The sequence below is a fragment of the Candidatus Acidianus copahuensis genome, assembly GCF_000632495.1.
In the GTDB taxonomy this organism is placed as follows: Archaea; Thermoproteota; Thermoprotei_A; order Sulfolobales; family Sulfolobaceae; genus Acidianus; species Acidianus copahuensis.
Genome location: NZ_JFZT01000039.1, coordinates 306,728 through 325,292 on the forward strand (window position 1 = coordinate 306,728; position 18,565 = coordinate 325,292).

General features: G+C 35.7%; 21 protein-coding genes. 13 read left to right on the top strand and 8 right to left on the bottom strand.

The window, feature by feature from the left end; translation table 11 throughout:
- Window positions 1-34: 34 nt before the first annotated feature.
- Window positions 35-349, top strand: a complete 315-nt coding sequence (locus tag CM19_RS06185) for a PIN domain-containing protein (protein ID WP_048099544.1) — start codon at window positions 35-37, stop codon at window positions 347-349.
- Here CM19_RS06185 and CM19_RS06190 read toward each other — a convergent pair.
- Genes CM19_RS06190 through CM19_RS06205 form a run of 4 tightly spaced genes read right to left on the bottom strand, consistent with a single transcriptional unit; the run spans window position 330 to window position 2,942 of the window.
- Window positions 330-875 (bottom strand): thioredoxin family protein, encoded by a 546-nt coding sequence (locus tag CM19_RS06190; protein WP_048099545.1) that lies wholly within the window; start codon window positions 873-875, stop codon window positions 330-332. The two genes, CM19_RS06185 and CM19_RS06190, sit on opposite strands and share 20 nt — an antisense overlap.
- On the bottom strand, window positions 872-1,213 hold the full coding sequence (locus CM19_RS06195; protein WP_048099546.1) for a hypothetical protein: 342 nt from the start codon (window positions 1,211-1,213) through the stop codon (window positions 872-874). Before CM19_RS06195 ends, CM19_RS06190 begins: the two co-directional genes overlap by 4 nt.
- Window positions 1,209-2,531, bottom strand: a complete 1,323-nt coding sequence (locus tag CM19_RS06200) for a dihydrolipoyl dehydrogenase family protein (protein WP_048099547.1) — start codon at window positions 2,529-2,531, stop codon at window positions 1,209-1,211. Before CM19_RS06200 ends, CM19_RS06195 begins: the two co-directional genes overlap by 5 nt.
- A gap of 6 nt (window positions 2,532-2,537) precedes the next feature.
- On the bottom strand, window positions 2,538-2,942 hold the full coding sequence (locus tag CM19_RS06205) for a DsrE family protein (protein WP_048099548.1): 405 nt from the start codon (window positions 2,940-2,942) through the stop codon (window positions 2,538-2,540).
- A gap of 362 nt (window positions 2,943-3,304) precedes the next feature.
- On the opposite strand from CM19_RS06205, the gene CM19_RS06210 reads away from it, so the two are divergent.
- From CM19_RS06210 to CM19_RS06250, 9 genes are all read left to right on the top strand, one after another.
- Window positions 3,305-3,721: a DsrE/DsrF/DrsH-like family protein gene (locus tag CM19_RS06210; RefSeq protein WP_048099549.1), complete on the top strand. Its 417-nt coding sequence runs from the start codon at window positions 3,305-3,307 to the stop codon at window positions 3,719-3,721.
- A gap of 10 nt (window positions 3,722-3,731) precedes the next feature.
- Window positions 3,732-3,971: a sulfurtransferase TusA family protein gene (locus tag CM19_RS06215; protein ID WP_048099550.1), complete on the top strand. Its 240-nt coding sequence runs from the start codon at window positions 3,732-3,734 to the stop codon at window positions 3,969-3,971.
- A gap of 72 nt (window positions 3,972-4,043) precedes the next feature.
- Window positions 4,044-4,880, top strand: coding sequence for a 4Fe-4S dicluster domain-containing protein (locus CM19_RS06220; protein ID WP_048099652.1), 837 nt, complete (start codon window positions 4,044-4,046; stop codon window positions 4,878-4,880).
- 131 nt (window positions 4,881-5,011) lie between these two features.
- Window positions 5,012-6,346 (top strand): CoB--CoM heterodisulfide reductase iron-sulfur subunit B family protein, encoded by a 1,335-nt coding sequence (locus CM19_RS06225; protein ID WP_048099551.1) that lies wholly within the window; start codon window positions 5,012-5,014, stop codon window positions 6,344-6,346.
- A gap of 65 nt (window positions 6,347-6,411) precedes the next feature.
- Window positions 6,412-7,491 carry an FAD-dependent oxidoreductase gene (locus CM19_RS06230; RefSeq protein ID WP_371810364.1) on the top strand — a complete coding sequence of 360 codons (1,080 nt, stop codon included), beginning with the start codon at window positions 6,412-6,414 and terminating at the stop codon, window positions 7,489-7,491.
- A gap of 46 nt (window positions 7,492-7,537) precedes the next feature.
- Window positions 7,538-8,227, top strand: a complete 690-nt coding sequence (locus tag CM19_RS06235; RefSeq protein WP_048099553.1) for a hypothetical protein — start codon at window positions 7,538-7,540, stop codon at window positions 8,225-8,227.
- On the top strand, window positions 8,214-8,906 hold the full coding sequence (locus CM19_RS06240; RefSeq protein WP_048099554.1) for a 4Fe-4S dicluster domain-containing protein: 693 nt from the start codon (window positions 8,214-8,216) through the stop codon (window positions 8,904-8,906). Before CM19_RS06235 ends, CM19_RS06240 begins: the two co-directional genes overlap by 14 nt.
- On the top strand, window positions 8,903-9,814 hold the full coding sequence (locus tag CM19_RS06245) for a CoB--CoM heterodisulfide reductase iron-sulfur subunit B family protein (RefSeq protein WP_048099555.1): 912 nt from the start codon (window positions 8,903-8,905) through the stop codon (window positions 9,812-9,814). Before CM19_RS06240 ends, CM19_RS06245 begins: the two co-directional genes overlap by 4 nt.
- Window positions 9,815-9,836: 22 nt before the next feature.
- Window positions 9,837-10,190, top strand: a complete 354-nt coding sequence (locus CM19_RS06250) for a YidH family protein (RefSeq protein ID WP_048099556.1) — start codon at window positions 9,837-9,839, stop codon at window positions 10,188-10,190.
- Here the strand turns inward: CM19_RS06250 and CM19_RS06255 are convergent.
- Both CM19_RS06255 and CM19_RS06260 read right to left on the bottom strand, forming a co-directional pair.
- Window positions 10,180-11,106 carry a sodium:calcium antiporter gene (locus CM19_RS06255; RefSeq protein WP_048099557.1) on the bottom strand — a complete coding sequence of 309 codons (927 nt, stop codon included), beginning with the start codon at window positions 11,104-11,106 and terminating at the stop codon, window positions 10,180-10,182. The two genes, CM19_RS06250 and CM19_RS06255, sit on opposite strands and share 11 nt — an antisense overlap.
- 61 nt (window positions 11,107-11,167) lie before the next feature.
- Window positions 11,168-11,797, bottom strand: coding sequence for a membrane protein (locus tag CM19_RS06260; protein ID WP_048099558.1), 630 nt, complete (start codon window positions 11,795-11,797; stop codon window positions 11,168-11,170).
- Window positions 11,798-12,822: 1,025 nt separating this feature from the next.
- Between CM19_RS06260 and CM19_RS06265 the strand changes: the two genes are divergently transcribed.
- Window positions 12,823-13,218, top strand: a complete 396-nt coding sequence (locus CM19_RS06265) for a PadR family transcriptional regulator (protein ID WP_048099559.1) — start codon at window positions 12,823-12,825, stop codon at window positions 13,216-13,218.
- Here CM19_RS06265 and CM19_RS06270 read toward each other — a convergent pair.
- The gene (locus CM19_RS06270) at window positions 13,215-14,060 is read right to left on the bottom strand and encodes an SMP-30/gluconolactonase/LRE family protein (protein WP_371810341.1); all 846 of its coding nucleotides are present in this window, start codon (window positions 14,058-14,060) and stop codon (window positions 13,215-13,217) included. The genes CM19_RS06265 and CM19_RS06270 overlap by 4 nt on opposite strands.
- Window positions 14,061-14,595: 535 nt before the next feature.
- Between CM19_RS06270 and CM19_RS06275 the strand changes: the two genes are divergently transcribed.
- The gene (locus CM19_RS06275; RefSeq protein ID WP_048099561.1) at window positions 14,596-15,399 is read left to right on the top strand and encodes a winged helix-turn-helix transcriptional regulator; all 804 of its coding nucleotides are present in this window, start codon (window positions 14,596-14,598) and stop codon (window positions 15,397-15,399) included.
- Between the two features lie 153 nt (window positions 15,400-15,552).
- Here CM19_RS06275 and CM19_RS06280 read toward each other — a convergent pair whose 3' ends face one another.
- Complete coding sequence (locus CM19_RS06280; RefSeq protein WP_048099562.1) at window positions 15,553-16,908, bottom strand: hypothetical protein; 1,356 nt, start codon at window positions 16,906-16,908, stop codon at window positions 15,553-15,555.
- A 229-nt stretch (window positions 16,909-17,137) separates the two neighbouring features.
- Between CM19_RS06280 and CM19_RS06285 the strand changes: the two genes are divergently transcribed.
- Window positions 17,138-18,352 carry a radical SAM/SPASM domain-containing protein gene (locus CM19_RS06285; RefSeq protein WP_048099653.1) on the top strand — a complete coding sequence of 405 codons (1,215 nt, stop codon included), beginning with the start codon at window positions 17,138-17,140 and terminating at the stop codon, window positions 18,350-18,352.
- Window positions 18,353-18,565: the final 213 nt, after the last annotated feature.

Below are 18,565 nucleotides of genomic sequence, written 5' to 3' on the forward strand. Positions count from 1 at the left end.
CTTACTTATATAGTTAAAGTTAAATAAATTTACGATGTATGCGGTAATCTCTCCAAGTGCGTTTCCCAAAATTTCTAAAATTATGGGAGAACTCTCAGGCTTTACTTTTTACATCACTACATATGGGGTTTCTTATGCCTTAAGCAGGGGGATCGATATAGATTCAATACTTGATAGAGGAATTAAAGTAAGGGCATTTTCACATAACTTTCGACCAATTGAAGGACTCGATATGCCAGAATCTGAAGCAATTCTTGTTGCTAGAGAGCTAAATTCTGTTCTTGTAACTTCAGATGAGAATGTTAAAAAGGCAGCTGAAAAAGAAGGGATTAAGGTTCTGATGATTTAGCAAGCATTTTCAGCAGAATATGAGGTGGAAAGCCTCCAGGGAGCTCTTTTTTATCATCTAATACTATTTTAGGTACGCTCATAACTCTAAATTTTTCTCTCAGTTCTAGGTAGGTTTCTACATCTATAATCTCTAGAACTACTTTATCATTTATTAGTGGGAGCTGATAAAGGAGTTCGGCTGTAATAGGACACTTAGTACAATCTGGAGTTACAAATAGTTTAATATTTCCAGAAATTTGTGTAGCTAGTTCTCTTTCCTTTTCGTCCAGTTGAGTTATTTCTTGACTAATTCTTGCTAATGCGTTTAGGAAAGGCCATAACTCATTCATTGTTGGCACACCATAATATGTAAAATACGTTCTCTTTCCCTTATTCACCTTTATAAAAGGTTTATTACAGGAGTCAATATTTTCTATTTCTATTTTTTCTTTAAGTTGATCTGTTATTTCGTTTGCTTTACATTGGACAATAGAAATATTTGATATAACTTGTAAGTATTGTTTGATAATATAATCGTAGCTCATATAAAGTACCTCAAGCTTTCTATTCCTTCTAGAGCTTTACTTAGTTTCTCAACTAGTTCATCCATGTTCGAAAAATCCTTTATAACTTCCACAACATCGCCGTTTATTCTGTATTGTAAAGGCGAACCTAAACCTTGAGCTATTCTGGAGGCTCTGCTATATTTTACTCCCATTCCTACAAGATCGTCTAGACTCTCATTTCCAGTTGGTAGTGGGATAGGTAAGATAATTGAATTTCCTATTACGTAAAAACAGTAATCGTCCATTACGATCCTTTCCTTATCTTTATCCTTTACCAGCTTGAAGTTCTTTTTTTCTATTAGTTCCTCAAGGTTAATCCTTCATCCCCTTAAATCTATCTACATCCAAGTTAAAGAATGATCTGCAAGCGTTTTCTATAGCTTCTGAAAGGGATGGATGCGTTAATGCAGAAAAGGCAATTTCCTCGCACGTCATTTTTGCCCTAATAGCAAGAGAGATCAAGTTTATTAAATCTTCAGCCGTATCCGCTACTACTTCTCCGTAAACAATTTTTCCATCACAATCTATGCCTATCTTTGCATAGCCTTCCCTTTCTCCTCGGATTAGTGCTCTTGTAGATGCGGTCAGGGGGAACTTTGAGATCTTAATGGCTCGTCCCTTATCTCCCGCTACTGCTATCTGAGGATCGGTATATATTACTTGTGGAACGTGAAGGTAATCAATAGTATAGTTCCCACCCATCGCATTTAAGGAAGAAATAATTCCTTCTAGCATAGCAACATGAGCAACTTTTTTCCTTCTATTAACCACATCTCCCGCTACAAGAATTTTAGGATTAGACGTCCTCATTTCCTGATTAGCTACTATACCATCTTCTCTAATTTCTAAGCCTAATTCGCCTATACCTACAGGCAGGTTAGGTCTTCTACCTGTTGCGTAAACTACAATCTCTCCTCTAAACTCTCCCTTATCTGTAAGAACCTTTTCTCCTTCAATTGATCTTATACAACACCCTTCTATAACTTCAATACCATCCCATTCAAGCGAGTCAAGCAGGATGCTCCTAGCCTCACTATCTAGTTCGCTTATTATCTTTCCTCTTGTCAGAAGGCTAACTTTAGATCCTAATCGGGCGAAGAATTGTGCAATTTCGACTCCAGCATATCCTCCCCCTATAACTACCATAGATTCTGGAACCGAGTGAAGATTTACCGCTTCATCTTCACTAATTGCATTTTCAATTCCCCTTATTCTGGGGGGATTTGGAATAGAACCAGACGCGAGTATTAGTCTATTAAACTCAATTTTCTTTTCATTAACTAATATTTCTCCTCCTGAAATTTTTGCTTCGCCTAGTTCAACTTCACTTCCAGCATCTTCAACTAGTTTTCTTCCAGCTGATGACAAATACTCTACTATCTCATCTCTCTTCTTGAAGAAGTTTCCATTTTCTACGCTTACGCTTAATCCCTTATAATTCCCAATTTCTTGAAATCTAGATAAAATAAAAGATATATCTGAAAGAAAAATACTTGGAACACATCCTGCGTTTACGCATACTCCTCCAAACTTTTCCTTTTCTATTACTAGTGTTTTCGCTTTCTTTCTAGCTAAAACGCTTCCTGCAACGTAACCTGCTGATCCTCCGCCAATCACTACATAGTCATATTTCATTATGCATCAGAAGAATAGCGTTCTATCAGCGTCCATAGTGAGGTCTATGAGGGTAGATCCACCTACTAGTTCTACTCCATCTACTACTTCGTTCTCATTCATGTGGCACATATCCTTTAGGCTCTGTACACAAACGTACATCTTAACGCCATTATCTTTAGCCATATCGAAGAAGTGTATAAATGGATTTCCCCCCTCTTTCTTTCTCTCATCTTCTTGCCACTTCTTTGAGAGTAATAATGGCCCCTTTATCATAAAGAATACTGAAGTCTCGTATTCCATTGAAGCCGATATTGAAGCCATAAATAGAGGTGCGTATGTTCTATCAAGATCTTCAGGTCCATGTGTTACGACTATTAGGACTTTCTTCTTTTGTTCTTCAGTATCTTGCTCAGCTTGTGCCTGACTCATGTTTGATCATCTTTATTTTAAATATGCTTACTTATATTTTTTATCAAATATAATGTCGTAACGAAAACCCCTTAATTTAACAGAATAAAGGTTATGTTGAACGAAAACTAGCATAATCTCAGATGAACCTAATAAGGCATGAAAATCATAACGTTGTGTGGAAAATAAAAGGTCAAAACATTCTTAATACACGAATGATAAAAATGATTAAGTCTAAATATTACGTAGTTTTAAGTATGTTTCTTTTTAGCTCTTTTTCGATGTTAGATACCCTTACTTGATTTTTATAACTTTTTCTAAAAAATAAATGAATACCGTAAAGCTTAAATATTTTTGAGAGAAACAATATAAAGGGTGCGAAATTGGCACAGAAAAAACTTTCTATAATAGTATTTTCTGGGACGATAGATAAGTTAATGCCTGTTGGGATATTGGCTTCTGGAGCAGCAGCTGCTGGATATGAAGTAAATCTCTTCTTTACTTTCTGGGGTCTAAATTCAATTACGAAGAAAGCAATGCAAAGTGTTCCATCAATTGACAAGAACTACGAGCAAATGGGCCCCATGATGATGTCAAGAATGCAAGAAATGAAGTTTCCAATGTGGAACCAATTAGTTATGGAAGCAAAGGAAGTTGGAGAAGTCAAAGTTTACGCATGTTCAACAACTATGGAGTTCTTTGGAGTAAAGAAAGAAGATTTAGCTGAATTTGTAGATGATGTGGTAGGAGTAGCCACATTTCTTGATAGAGCAGAAGGAGGTACTACTCTATTTATTTGAGGTGATCTAAATGTCCCAATTAAGAATAGTTAAAACTCTAGATCTAAAGGGGATGTACTGCCCTGGTCCAGTATTAGAGACCGCTAAGGCAATAAAGCAAGTAAATGTAGGAGAGGCAATAGAAGTTTACGCTACTGACCCAGCTGCAAAGCCTGATCTAGAGGCCTGGGCTAGAAGGACAGGAAATGAGATAGTAAATGTTGAACAGCAGGGCGGTGTACTTAAGGTAGTCATTAAAAGAGTCAAATAACTTATTTAATTTTAGATTTTTTTTAACAAAATATTTATAAGCTCGCTTTTCCATATGTTCATGGGTAAAAAAATGGCAACTAGGTCTGTACTTGAATTACCAGACGATCCAAGGTTTATGGATATGGCATACGAAGAACAAGGGGCTGTTAGTGAAGAAGAAAGGAATTTATCTAGTTTAAAACCGGAAGATAGAGAGACTGCAGTAAAGTTTTGGCAAGCCGTAAAGTCTGACTTTAGATTTGACGAATATTTAAGGGGTTGCTTAAACTGTGGAGTTTGCACATCAGGATGTCCAGCAGCTAAGTTTTACGATTTTGGACCCAGAGAAATGATACAATATATGATGAGAGACGAGGCAGACAAGATATGGGAATTCGTAAACAAGAAGGTTTGGGCATGTGTACAATGCTATACTTGTTCTATGAGATGTCCTTTCAATAATGAGATTGCTGGACTAATCATGGTTTTAAGGGAGTACTCAGTTCAGTTTGCGTTAGAGTCAGCTAAGGAGATTTTAGCTCCTTACAGAAGAGTACTATATACTGTAATGACAATGGGTAACCAAGTTACTCCAGACATGATCCAACCCGAAGCGTTCCCTGACTGGGGTCCACAAGCTGTTGAGGAATCAAAGAACATGGACGTCTATAGGAAGTCGATCCCTGTAGATCTTATGCAGAGGACTGACATTGGTTGGCATCCATCTCTTCAAACAGCTGTTGAAATGATGACAATAATGTTTGAGTCTGGAGTAATGGACTCAATAAAGAAAGTAGATCCTGACCTTTATGATATGATTGAAGATATCTATCAAGATAGAAAGAGCCAGTTAGAGGAGATCAAGGAAAAGTGGGAAAAACACGAACTTAACGAGAACGAATTGCCAGATAGCTGGTTAGATTTATAATCTAAATTTATTTTTTAATATTTTTTCGATCTTTCTATACTTTTCCCAAAAATATTGATGCTTCCATAAAATGTTTAATAAGTAAAGTTTTTATTCCTTTTTAACGTATAGATTTAACAAAGGTTGAAAACATGAGTACAGAACAAGAAGTTAACAAAAAAATAGAAGAAGGCGTTAAGGAAGCCTTCCCAATGGCAGATAACGTTGACTGGAATGAGGTTTATCAAAGAATTATTTACAGATATAGCACTCCTCACGGTTTACAACACGTTAAGGAAGAGCTATACAAGCTCGAAGATGAAGGGGAGATAATCGTACATCATATAAAGCCTTATAATAATCCCGTGAAGATGCAAAGCTTAAATGGCACTCCTAAGGTAATTCCAACCAATAAGTTATGGCAACATAAGAGTTGTGGGCAGTGTGGTCATATTCCCGGATATCCTACTTCAGTCTTTTGGATGATGAACAAAATGGAGATAGACTACATGGACGAACCCCATCAGACTTCGTGTACTGGTTGGAACTATCATGCCTCTGGTGCCTCTAACCCAGTTGCTCTAGCTGGAGTTTATGTAAGGAACATGTGGAGGGCCTACGAGATTGATTACTATCCATTAATTCATTGTGGGACTTCATTTGGCCACTATAAGGAAATCAGAAATATGATAGTTTTGCATAAGGAGATTAGGGATAAATTAAGGCCCATAATGAGGAAAATGGATATGGATATAGTCGTTCCTGAAGAGGTGGTGCACTATTCTGAGTGGTTATATACGATGAGCAAGAAGGCCGTACAGCAGAAAAAGTACGATCTGAGCAAGGTTAATGCCGCTGTTCATACCCCGTGTCACGTTTATAAGTTAGTCCCAGAGGATACAATTTACGATCCAGATGTATTCCAAGGCAGAAGACCTGCAGCTCCTTCTGGTACAGTTCAGAACTTTGGAGCAAAATTAGTTGACTACTCAACATGGTGGGATTGCTGTGGTTTCGGCTTTAGGCATATATTAACTGAAAGAGAGTTTTCTAGAAGTTTTGCTCTATTCAAGAAGGTAATTCCAGCAGTAGAAGAGGGTCATGCTGACGTGTTCGTTACATCTGATACAGGATGTGTGACAACTTTGGATAAGAGTCAGTGGGCTGGAAAAGCTCAAGGATTTAACTATAATTTACCAGTTCTAGCCGATGCACAGTTCGCAGCCATTGCAATGGGAGCTGATCCGTACACGATAGCTCAGATACACTGGCATGCAACTGATGTAGAAGGATTCCTAAGAAAGATAGGTGTACCAGTTGATGATTATAAGGAGAAATTTATACAGTACCTAGCTGATATAAGAGAAGGTAAGACAGAACCACAGTATCTTTACACTCCACATAGAAAGATAGACTTCTACTTATCAGTACCAGAAAGAGTAAAGTGGTATAAGGGAGATAAAGGTGCAAATCAAAAAACAAGTTAAGCAAATCTTTTTAATTAATTTTATTTAATTTATGTGAGGGTGGAAGTTTGGCAGGAGAAAGAGTAATGGTTATAGGTTCTGGTCCAGCTGGCCTTTCAGCAACTAAGGAATTAACAAACATGGGTTTTAACGTAATTCTGGTAGAAAGAGAATCCTACTTGGGGGGAACTCCTAAAAAGTTAAAGTATAGTCTGCTTTTCCCTGAACTTAGACCAGCTACTGAGGTAATAGATCCTTTAGTGAAATCAGTGCAGGAATCTAAGAACGTAAAGTTCTATATGGAGAGTATAGTAGAAGGTGCTAAAGAGGAAGGAAATGGATTTGTAGTTAACATAAAGGACAAAACAGGAAAAGTTACGAGTGAAAAGGTTAACGCTATTATTGCAGCCTCCGGTTTCGAGCACTTTGATTCTAGGAGAAAATATGAGTACGGTTATGGTATAGTTCCAAATATCTATCAGATCTCAGATATAGAGAGAATGCTATCAGAAAATAAGTTGGTAACAACTAAGGGAACACCTCCTAAGAGAGTGGCTATTTTACTTTGTGTAGGTTCTAGAGATGCTACTGTAGGAAACACTTATTGTTCAAGAGTATGTTGCGCAGTTTCAGTTAAGCAGGCTATGGAAATTAAAGAGAGAATACCTGACGCAGTTGTCCATATATATTACATGGATATAAGGACGTACGGATTAATGGAAGATAAGCTATACTGGAAGTCACAGCTTGAGTATAGAGTTGGTTACATTAGAGGAAGAATTTCAGAGTTTATGAGAGGTCCTAACGATACTGTAATCATAAAAGGTGAGGATACAATGAACCTTAACAGGGCTCTAGTTGTTCCGTACGATATGGTAATTTTAGCTAATGGAATGGAAGTAGGTTTAGGTTCAAAGCAAGTCGCTAAAGCCTTAGGACTTCAATTTGAGGAGCATGGATTTATTAGACCATCAGATCCAGATAGACTACCTGTTCAATCTACTAGGAAGGGTATATTCTTAGCAGGGGCACTTACTGGACCTAAGACGATATCCGACTCTATAACTGAGGGATATGCTGCAGCTATGAAGGCATATGAATATGTAACTAAGGGCATTTGGGATGAGTCGAGTTTTGGCAAAGCCGTTGAGGTGGTAAAGCATTAGTCTAGTTTTTTTAAACGTTGATTATGTTAGAGAAATTTTTAATGCAATGTTAGATGTTGATGTAAATAATACTGCGTCTGGGGACGCTAAAAAAGCTCTTCAGACGATCTTGAGAGCAATGGATCTAAAGTCCTCTGATTTAAGAAATCTTGAAATAGCAACTCAGGAGGACGCTAGGAAGTTTTTTGATTCCGTATTTTACATGAAAAAACACTTTTCCTCCGTTATTTCCTCTACTCCCCTTCCAAAGATAGGGGAAGCACTTGATCATCTTAAGGGTAAAGATATAGATTATTTCGAGGCTGTAGATTTTTTTGCTAATAATATAAGGGGCGCAGAAAGAGCAGATATAGAAGATATGGCTAAGGAGACTATTCACTTTCTACATCCGGAGAAGTTTCCTTTATGGACTAGATGGATATGGAATAAAGAAAGAGGAACGGGTTCTATAAATTATTCTCTTAAGGATGATGTAAAGATAAGTAATCCTAGTGAGCTATTTGCTGCAATAGATGAATTAAAGAAGGTGCTTGAAGTTTTTGGAGCCGGTAACTACCCGAATTATTATTTAGTTTCCATTTTTCTTGTTTATTCGTATGTGAGGTATTTAGATTACACTACTCACCTAGCTGTAGATAAAAGAGCAGCTGGGTTGGTACCAACTCACCTCACAACTACAGCCCTAGTTTTGGGGCTAAAACCATATCTAAAGGTGATCCGTCTTGCCAATTCCTGAACTTGAAAAACCCATAATAAAAGGTTTAATTGAAAAAGATAAAGTAGTAGTAGATGGAGTAGAACTTGATGGAACCTGGAACGCTTTCATGATAGAAAGAACACAGACGGGATACGATCCAACGGTCTGGGATGAAATAGCTAATACTGTAGAAGGAGCTACAATAAGCCTTTGCTGGCAATGTGGTACTTGTACTTCTGGATGTACAATGAGGGAATACGATGCAAACTACAGCCCTAGGAGGTTTATAGATCTTGCAAGGAAAGGAGATAAGCAGTCGTTAATAGAACTTCAGGATAGTTTATGGAGATGTGTTTCCTGCCAGAAATGCACACATAGATGTCCAAAGGGTGTATTAGTTGAGGAAGTAGTTCACTCTATTCATAATTACATGCTAAAGCATGGACTTGTAAAGAAAGATCCAGGTACAGTATTTGATGATTTATTCCTTGATACTGTAATGAAGAACGGTGGAAGAATAAGCGAATTAACCTTAGGGGCAGCCTCAGCAAAAGCAGGATTTGTGACCCTTAGCTTAAAGGATTTAGTATCTATGGGAGGAGCTCTCCTTAGATCTGGTCTGGTTATGGAAGTTATGAAACCTAATAGGGTAAAAGATTGGGATAAGGTAAAGTCTGTCCTTGAAGAAGCTATGAAGGAGGAGGTGGTACCAGAATGATGAATCCGTATGGTAAAGTAGCATTTTATCCGGGTTGTGCTTTAGACGGTTTAGGAAGATCTTACGAAGTATCGATAAAGCTAGTCACACAAGATTTAGGCCTAGAGTATGAGAAGATTGAGGATTATAATTGTTGTGGAGCTCTTGAAGTAAAGAACGTTAATACGATGGCTGGGTTGCTTCTTCCAGCTCGAAATTTAGCTCTAGCTAGACAAATGGGCGCAAATGCTGTTATGTCCGCTTGTCCTGGTTGCCATTACTCTTTGTCGAGGACACAGTACTTTATGTCTAGATATCCCAAACTTAACGAAAAAGTTAATGCATACCTAGAAAAGATGGGAGTCCAAAAGTATGATGAGCAATTATTAATGATTCATGTTACTGAATTTATCTATAATGCTATAGGTCCTGAAGGGGTTAAGGCTAAAGTAAAGAGACCTCTAACTGGACTTAAGGTAGCTCCTTATTATGGATGTTTATACAACAGACCGAAAGCCTATACACTAACTGGATATATGAAAATCAAGGACGATCCTGAGAGGCCGCATTTCATGGATGAATTATTAGAAGCGTTAGGTGCTGAAGTAGTTCCGTTCGAGGCAAAGACTATGTGCTGTGGAGGGCCTCATGTGTACTCAGATGCTCCTACGTCAATACATCTAGAGGCCAGAATACTCAAGGAGGCTAAGAGAAATGGAGCAGATCTACTGATAACCGATTGCCCATTAGGCCATGTAGCGATAGAGACAAATATGAATAAGATTGCTGAAAAATACGGTGAAAATTTAAGAATGCCTTTAGTTTACTTTACTCAATTAATGGCCTTCGCTTTTGGGCATAGTCCTGAGGAAACTTTACTGACCGCGAATATAACGAATCCTCTAACTGTTCTGAAGAGGTATTTATAAGATAAATTCCATTTTTTTCTTTATGGGTTCTCCTTCCGATCATTTTGCTAATGAAAGAACTTTTCTAGCTTGGATAAGGACAGGTATAGCTCTTATAGGATTTGGGTTCGTCATAGCTAAATTCGCTATATTTCTTCAGTTGCTAAAGATTGAGACATCAGGTTCACAGTCCTCGTTTCATGCCTCCTCTTCTGTAGCTTACGGAGAGGTAATGATATTGATGGGAGGGATGGTAATAGCCTATGGACTATACAATTACGTTATAAATGAAAGACAACTAACGAAAAACTCTTTCCAACCAAAAACAGCTTCCAACGCTTTATTTGCGGTAATTATCCTTATAGTTTCCATTGTTCTGGCTTTGCTTATACTATGAAAGTGATAAATATCATGGCAAAGTATGATAAGACTAAGATTATTGACTCTAATTTTCCAAGTTTTCCATCATAGAGTATAGAAAACCCAATAAAGTTCGCTATGATAGCAGCTAGCAATTCAGGTAAACTTGATAACATGCTGAGACTTGTAAAACCGCCAATAATTGCGAGAAGAAGAGTAGAGTTCTCTATTTTACTTCCCATAAAGCTTACTAGGGCAATGGAGCTTCCTTGCTTCCTTCTCATTGTTAATCTTATAGCTGATATCTTTTCTTCTAGTTCTGCTGCTATAGGGGTAATGACTAGCGATAACCAAATTGCTGGAACTCTTAATGAATTAGATAGACAAGAAATAGAGGTAACAAAGTAATTTGAGGCGATTACTATTATTATTCCTCCAACCCCTATTTCGAAGCTGGAAATAAGTAATCCTTTACTATTTTTTATGCTATCTTTGTAACCCTGTTTTAATCTGTATATAAAGTAAGCTATATAAGTCCCACCGGTTATGATTGAAGTTATAAAATTCAATTTCTCAAAAATTACTATTATGATCATTATAACCGTACTTAAGAGTAGAAATTTATTTTCTACTTGGTAATCGCCTGTCATTTTTATGTTTTCTTTCCATCTTGACCAGTGAGTTAAACCTACAAGGCCTATTCCTAAAGTAAAAAGAATGACATTTCCTCCTAATGCTGATCCAAGGGCAACCTGATACTCACCTTTAACTGACGCTTCAATTACTATTAATGTCTCTGGTAATGCCGTCATTAGACCTAGGACTATTCCTCCTGCAATGCCTTGACCTAATTTATCCTCCAATTTTTCTGCTCCCATAGCTAAGAGTTCGGAAGCAAATGCTAATGAAGCAAAGGATACTAAGAGAGTAAAAATGCCATTTAATTCAACCATTTAGTCTTCACTAAAATATAATAAGAATTAAATAGTTAAGCGGTTTAAACGAAGATGTGATCTATAGCTTTACTATAGCATAATTTAGTCCGAGAAATCCTAAAAAGAATCCGACTAAATAAATTTCGTCTATCCCTATAAGAGCCTCACCTAAGAAAGTGGAAGCAAGCGCAAATAATAAGGCAGAGAGAACGAACTTCAATTGAGGAACTCTGATTCTCATAATTCTTGATTTTAGCGCAGCAGTAAGACCAATTACTGCAACAGCACCTGTTATTGTTCCTAATAAAGCTGAGCTAAAGCTTTGGGGAATTAGTGCAATAATTACTAGTCCAGCCTCAAACGCTTCTGTTGCTCCAACAACGAATACAGTAATTATTCCCTCTTCTTTTTCGTCTTTTCTTTTCCACTTCAGTTTCTTAAAAGATCTCCTGGCGCTTCTTATCATCCTATAACCGAAATATGCTAAAATAAAAGAAGCGGCTATAAGAACGTAGTTAATTGGTAAAAGTGTAATTAATCTTCCAAATATGAATACTGGCATCAGTACTAATAGTATGCCGGCTATAGCATATAGGTAGGGTTTTAGGTTTTTAGTTATCCCTGTAAATATTACAGCCACAGCGCTTGCTTCTGACAACTCAAGAAGGCTAATTGCTAATGCTGCTAGAAATACGGCAATGTCTAGCATGAAATAGAGTCTTGATAGTTGAGGATAAAAAGTTTTAGGGGTTTTAGTATTTTCTTATGATTTAAATCAAAATTATTATATATAATTGAAGAGCTAACATCTAATGATGAGGCATTTTTATTTCACTTTAATATTAAGGTTTATTTCCTATTCTAATATTTATCTATCTTATACCAAAAAAGTATAAGATAATATAAAAAATATTATAACTTTCAATCGGTAATTAGATTTCATTATTGTTTATTTGTTTTGTGCTGGTTGACCGGATTGGCTTCCTTGCTTAGCGCCTTTCTTCTCTTTCTTTGCCATATAGGTCTAAGAGATGAGAATGACATATACCTTAAAAGAATTATGAACATCAGAAATGTTTAACAGTAACATTAAAACAGATGGAAGATATGATATAATTTTAAATTATAGACCAAATTCTTGTTTAATCTTTTTCATTATCGTGATATTAATCTATACTATTTTTAAGATTCTTTATATATATAATGGAGCCAAATAAGGTAACATGAAGGTTCTTAATGTTAATCTTTATATATAGAAGAGAAAAATCTTGCTTAGCTATATCTATTTTGTTATGCTATGTTTAATTCTTGTATGCTTAAAGTTAAAAGAGTTTAGTTTTAAAACTCTAATCTAGTAAACTGTACTAGATAATACCGTATTATTTAGATATTTTTAAGTGAAGTTTAGAGAGAAAGCTAAGAAAGAGAGGAGTAAAGAGAATCAAAGGTTCTTGCTACGGGTGAAAATACAAAGGAGTTTTCTTATCTCTATCCAGGTGAAGATGTAATGTTTTACGAGAAAGATGATCTTTGTTCAGAATATGGTGAAATTCAAGGGTTTCAATGACATCACAATAAATGTCCGTAAAACTCAAACTCCATGGCCGCCTGTTATGTCTATCGTGAACTTGGCGAGATTGGGTTAACCACCCCATAGGAGGTGTGCCATACTTCAGTGGGTAAGGACGTAACTGCGTAATAAAAGTTTTATATCTCAAAGATTATGGCTATCATGTGAATTACGGTAGGGGTCTTAGGTACATCATACTACACCTACTTCTCGTGAAAGGTCCTATGACAGGTGCCGAGATAATGGATGAAGTTGAAAGGAACAGCTTAGGAGTATGGAGGCCCTCACCCGGATCTGTGTATCCTATGATTAGAAACTTAGAGTCGGAGGGCTTAATCAAGGTTGTGAGAAGTGAGGGGACAAAAAAGTATTATGGAATTACAGATAAAGGAAGGGAGGCCACTCAATTTGTATCTAAGCAAAAGAGGATTGAAGACGTTATAACAGAGCTTGAGTCACTAGTTGACTATATATTAGATAACTGGGATAACGTTTTACCAGAAGGTAAAGATAGGCTCAAGAAGATAGAAGAGAAATTATCTATAGTTCTTAGGACTTAAAAACCGCATATGTTTACCTTTGTTCCGGTAACATTTACTTTTTCAGAATAAACATATCCAGCGTTTTTATCTGGATTAGTTAAATGAATTTTTGCAGTAGTTATAAATAACCTGGACAAATTTTGACCTCCAAAAGTTACTGATGTAACGTTTGGTGTAGGTACTGGAACCTCGTCTATAATATCCCCGTTTTTAGGATCTATAACCACTACTTTACCCCCTCCAAATAGGGCGACCCATAACATACCTCTTGAATCGATTGTCATGCCATCTGGTACGCCAGGTTCTGATGCCAAGTCTGATATAGTCTTTCTATCGCTAATCTTGCCTGTTTTAATGTCGAAATCAAATGAAAACACTTTCTTTGTAGGAGAGTCTATATAATATAGAACCGAGTTATCCGAATTCCAAGCTAACCCGTTGGATATAGTTACATTATCTAAGATTTGTCTAAACTTCATATCTGTATCCAAAACGTAAAGCCCAGCTGTTGGTTCTTTTTCCTCCAAATTCATTGTCCCTATCCAATATCTTCCCATTGCATCACATTTTCCGTCATTGAATCTATTTCTCTGATCCCATTCCTGGACTTTATATATCTCTTTAACGCTTCCGTCATTAAAGGAAACAATGAAAAAACTCCTTCCACTAGTTGCTATTATACCTCCAGAGATTGTAGGAGAAATAGAACTTACGTAATCTTGAAGTCTAATTTCTGAGTAGAATCCTTTTAAATCGTACCTATGTATTGTTCCTCTTAATATATCTACCCAAAAAAGTGCCTTTTCATCATGATGCCAAATAGGTCCTTCATACAGATCCCCGTTATATGGAGATATAATTTCCATATAGCATTATAGCTTTGAAATGTTAAAAAGTATAGTCTTGTAGTGAAAATATGGAGATTATGTAATATATTGAGTAAATCTGTTCTCTCAAATTAATACTAAAAATAGATAATTTTTACCTTTTAAATAGAAATTATAAAATAAAATTAACATTGTTTGATATTAGAGGAGCATAAAACTCGTATAGCATAGGTTAATAATCTATCTAAAAAGCAAAATTGAAATCTCCTAATAACACTTAACATCTAAAGGGAGTAATACATTGTTAACGTCTAAGAGGTAATATGTTTATTAACGGAATAGAAAGAGCACAACTTATGCCGTTATCCGAGACTAGGGAATTCCACGCTACAAGGGTTTACATTATGTTCTCAGAGAGATCTCTGCGCAATGATAAGAAGATTAAGTCTCAAGTAGAAGATTAGCAGAGATAGTGCGATATTCGATTTTTATAATATTCTAAATTCGAAGGAAGACTTATACTTTTAGAGATGTGAAATTTAATAGCCTAAAAGAACAGTATACATGGATGGATGAAGTAGATAGGAAGATGCTTTTTTACTTGTTCAGAGACGGAAGAATGTCTCAGAGAAGGATAGCGTCTCTCTTAGGCCTAACTCCACCTACGGTTTTGTATAGATTAAAGAAAATAATGGATGAAGACATTCTCCAAGGATTTACCCTATTTATTAATCCTAATTTTTATAATAATTATTTCTCTTTTGTTGCGTTTAAAAATTATTATGATATGAGCAAGGACTGGATATTTTTAAAATTCAAATGCATTGAATGGCTAAACGTATATGGAATTAGAGGAAGAACGGTGAATGAAATAGAGGATAGAATATCTTTAATGACTAAGACTTTGGGAGAACCAGCGATGGTTTATAAACCAAACCAGCAACCAATAGTCCCTAAACTTATTGATATAAAAATCATTAACCAACTGATTAAGGATCCTAGAAAGAATTCAGGAGATGTTGCTAGAGATACTGGCATTAATAGTAAAGTAGTTATAAAAAGATTAAGGTTATTGAAGAAAAGAGGTTACTTTGTCACCTTTCCTAGAGTTAACATCCCAAAAAGCGGTATCGTGATGTTTTCTATATTTTCTAAGAAAGTTAAGGAAGTTGGAAAGATCTTAGAAAATTGTAAAGTCATAGAAATTTCTGACAATGAGGCAGGGATTAATATATGTCTTGTGGGAAGCATGGATGAGGCAAAGGATTATGTTAAAATTTCTAGAAATATTGATAAAGATGCAGACGTTATGATAATCTATGACTACGAAATTAACACACCATATATTGATTTAGAGAAAGAGTCGTTTTAAATGTCGTTTCAAAACTCTTTAAGATAAGTTATTCTTGATTTTAATATGATCTAGATTTAAAAATTCTCTTTAATATAAGTATTATTCATAATTCAAGGTTAATTGGTTATCCATGACATATATTGAGATTATATCTGAACGTGAATAACTCTCTTACCTATTCTTACATATAACGAAACCGTTATAGAATTCTCTATTTTTTCCTAGGAATTCAATAACCTTAGTTCTCTTTGCTTGATTTATGTATGGAAATCTCGAGCAGAGAATTCTTCCTAATTCGTATGCTACATTTCCTTCTGCTAAGGATAAAAGAGAGTCTATATTGAACTCATCTATTCTCCTTTCTATGAGTTCAATAAATTTCGGAGAGTAATCTCTATATCTCTTTACTAGTTCGAGTACTTTCTCTTTGTTCTTAGCAAAAATTAGAGATTCCAAGTTATCTAACATTCCCTTTGCTATATGACAATTTTTCCCTGCTAATTCAAAAAGTAATTCTTCATCTTCTTCTGATAAAATCTTATCTTCCTTTATAAAACCAAAAGCGTTACCCATACTATTTGCTGAACCAAATCCTAGGCCTTCACCGAATTTTGGAAGTTTCATTGAGAGATCTATTGCGCTACTTTTTAAACGGAATGAAATATTAGAGAAGTTCTCTCCAAAATTCCTTCCTAAAACAAAGGATAATTGCTCATCTCTGCTTACGATCTCTATTATTATCTGGAAAAAGTCCTCTAATGAGTTTGGATCAACTTTTTCGAGAAAGCCCATTGCCATCTCCTTATTATTTTTGATTGTTTGTAAAATCTCTTTTTTCCATTTAAATTCTAATTGATCAAATGAAATTCCAATACCTCTCCCTAACCCAAGAGTAGGATGTAAAAAGACCTTCCTTTTCTGAAAGTCATTGAGCTCATTAAACTTTTCTCCTATTAGCTCTGAGATTTCTTGGCTACTAAGAAAAACCTCGAACTCACTAAAGTCCTTTAATTTTATTTCTTTAAGAAATTCATAAGCAAATGAAGGAACTTTTAGGAGATCCATCATTCTTTCCCTAATTTCCTGAGGTATTCCTTTATAGTGTAATCCGAAATTTCTTCCAACTTCTCCTAAGTTCTTTTCTCCTTTAATTTTTTGTATAGCAAATAGTACTGCATCTTTAATTACCTTGTTAGATAAATCCGCAGATGAAAGATAGAAAATTGATGCACTAACCTCAGAGTCTAAGAACGCTATAAGTTTTCTTTTGTCTTCAAACTTAGAGTCCGCTACACCTCTTGCCAAGCCTTCACAAAAATTTGGAGATGCTTTACACTCTTTAGTAATTTTTCTAATCCAATCGTCATTCATTTTAAGTATAGATTTTCCAATTCCATAACCTAAGTCAAAGATGTTAAACGGTATGTCAGGTCTTGTAAATATTATTCCCCTAATGTAGGTTAGCAGTACTTCCTTAATGTCATCTGGAAGAGCGTAGAACTTCTCGCCTATATCCTCCAAACTCATAGGCTCATATATGAGCTAATACTAAAATTGCTTTTTCATTGTTTTAGCGTATTTTGATAGGTCTAGCCTTAGGTGATTTCAGAATGGTAAAACGTCGTTTAAGAAAAGATAGGTTTCTATATATAAAACCAGGTTATATATTATTTTTTCCCTTATCCTTTATGAAAGCCAAAGTAGTCAAGATACAAAGGAAAGCAGGAAGATGTAACTACTCTCCCTCGTGGGGGCAGTGAGGTGGAAAAATACGAAACTATCTAAATTCAATATTTTTCTTTATAATGAAAATATAATTTTTAATACATTAACGGGTTATGCTATAAAGGTATCAGAAGAACAGATGGAAAAATTAAATCAGGGAGAAGTTCCAGAAGATATTCGTGACATAATTGAAGAGGGATTTAGCGATCAGGAATTTGATCCAGAAAAGATGGTTCTTAAAAAGAACGTTCTTGAACCAACACTTCTCCTCACTTATGATTGTAATTTTGATTGCGCTTATTGCTTCCAGAAGAGCTTTAGGCAAAAAGGAGGAGTTAGAGATGAAGTTATCAAGGGATTTGTAAACTATATTAGAAAACGAATTAATGGGAGGAAAGTTAGAGTTACATTCTTTGGAGGGGAGCCATTGCTACAAATAAAAAAAATCGAAGAAATTTCTCAGCAGTTAAAAGACCTTGATTACTCGTTTAGTGTAGTGACAAACGGATCTCTTCTAACACCTAGCGTTTTAGATAGATTAATGTCCATTGGTCTTTCGCATGTTCAAATAACGTTAGATGGTCCTAAAGAAATTCACGACAAAAGGAGATATTTTGTAGGTGGAAAAGGCTCCTTTGATATAATTCTAGATAACCTTAGATATGCTCAAGATTACGTTAATGTTGTTTTAAGAATAAACGTTGATTCGAGAAATATCAGTGAAGTTAGAGAACTCTTTAGATACCTGAAGGAAAAGGATATAACTAAAATAAGAGTAGATCCTCATATAGTCCATGAAAATGTCTTTAGAAACGAATATTGGGAGAACGTACTTCCTAAAGAGAGTGAAGGAGAAGTTTTGACTAAGGTTTGGGAAATAGCTAGAGACGAGGGATATGAAATACCTCAAGAGGTATTCCGTTTAGGTCTATGTGTAGCTCATGTTGAGGACGATATTGTAGTTGATCCGAACGGTCTTATTTATCCCTGTTGGGCTTTTACTGGAAATCCTCTGTACGTAAAAGGTAAGTTAAGGGAAGATGGAGAGGTAGAGTTCAACGGGAGTTTCTCAAGTAAGAGGGCTAGAGAAGTTTGGAAAGGACAGTGTGAGGATTGTCCATTCTTGCCAATGTGTATGGGAGGTTGTAGATTCTTCTCAGTGTTGGAAGGGCGTGGATATTACGGAAGAGATTGTAGGAAAAAGAGTTATGAAGAAGTCATAAAATTAATAAAATATTTTGTCTAATTATTTTATGAATAAACCTAAAATTCTTTAAAACAGTCTACGTTCAGGATTCTTTTCATTCGCGAGTAATTCGCTAACGATAATAAGAAAATGGTTCTAGTATATTATCAACTTGTATAAGTTGGGGTTACGTAAAATATCACCTCTCACTTTTGCAAAGGACTTTCATTTACGATAATTGCGGTTACACTACTGATCACGAGTTCTAGGTTC

Excerpts from the sequence above, each read along its gene's own strand:
- CM19_RS06185 (WP_048099544.1), top strand. The coding sequence starts at position 35 with ATGTATGCGGTAATCTCTCCAAGTGCGTTTCCCAAAATTTCTAAAATT.
- CM19_RS06190 (WP_048099545.1), bottom strand. The coding sequence starts at position 875 with ATGAGCTACGATTATATTATCAAACAATACTTACAAGTTATATCAAAT.
- CM19_RS06200 (WP_048099547.1), bottom strand. The coding sequence starts at position 2,531 with ATGAAATATGACTATGTAGTGATTGGCGGAGGATCAGCAGGTTACGTT.
- CM19_RS06205 (WP_048099548.1), bottom strand. The coding sequence starts at position 2,942 with ATGAGTCAGGCACAAGCTGAGCAAGATACTGAAGAACAAAAGAAGAAA.
- CM19_RS06215 (WP_048099550.1), top strand. The coding sequence starts at position 3,732 with ATGTCCCAATTAAGAATAGTTAAAACTCTAGATCTAAAGGGGATGTAC.
- CM19_RS06220 (WP_048099652.1), top strand. The coding sequence starts at position 4,044 with ATGGCAACTAGGTCTGTACTTGAATTACCAGACGATCCAAGGTTTATG.
- CM19_RS06225 (WP_048099551.1), top strand. The coding sequence starts at position 5,012 with ATGAGTACAGAACAAGAAGTTAACAAAAAAATAGAAGAAGGCGTTAAG.
- CM19_RS06230 (WP_371810364.1), top strand. The coding sequence starts at position 6,412 with ATGGTTATAGGTTCTGGTCCAGCTGGCCTTTCAGCAACTAAGGAATTA.
- CM19_RS06235 (WP_048099553.1), top strand. The coding sequence starts at position 7,538 with ATGTTAGATGTTGATGTAAATAATACTGCGTCTGGGGACGCTAAAAAA.
- CM19_RS06245 (WP_048099555.1), top strand. The coding sequence starts at position 8,903 with ATGATGAATCCGTATGGTAAAGTAGCATTTTATCCGGGTTGTGCTTTA.
- CM19_RS06250 (WP_048099556.1), top strand. The coding sequence starts at position 9,837 with ATGGGTTCTCCTTCCGATCATTTTGCTAATGAAAGAACTTTTCTAGCT.
- CM19_RS06255 (WP_048099557.1), bottom strand. The coding sequence starts at position 11,106 with ATGGTTGAATTAAATGGCATTTTTACTCTCTTAGTATCCTTTGCTTCA.
- CM19_RS06260 (WP_048099558.1), bottom strand. The coding sequence starts at position 11,797 with ATGCTAGACATTGCCGTATTTCTAGCAGCATTAGCAATTAGCCTTCTT.
- CM19_RS06275 (WP_048099561.1), top strand. The coding sequence starts at position 14,596 with ATGGATGAAGTAGATAGGAAGATGCTTTTTTACTTGTTCAGAGACGGA.
- CM19_RS06280 (WP_048099562.1), bottom strand. The coding sequence starts at position 16,908 with ATGAGTTTGGAGGATATAGGCGAGAAGTTCTACGCTCTTCCAGATGAC.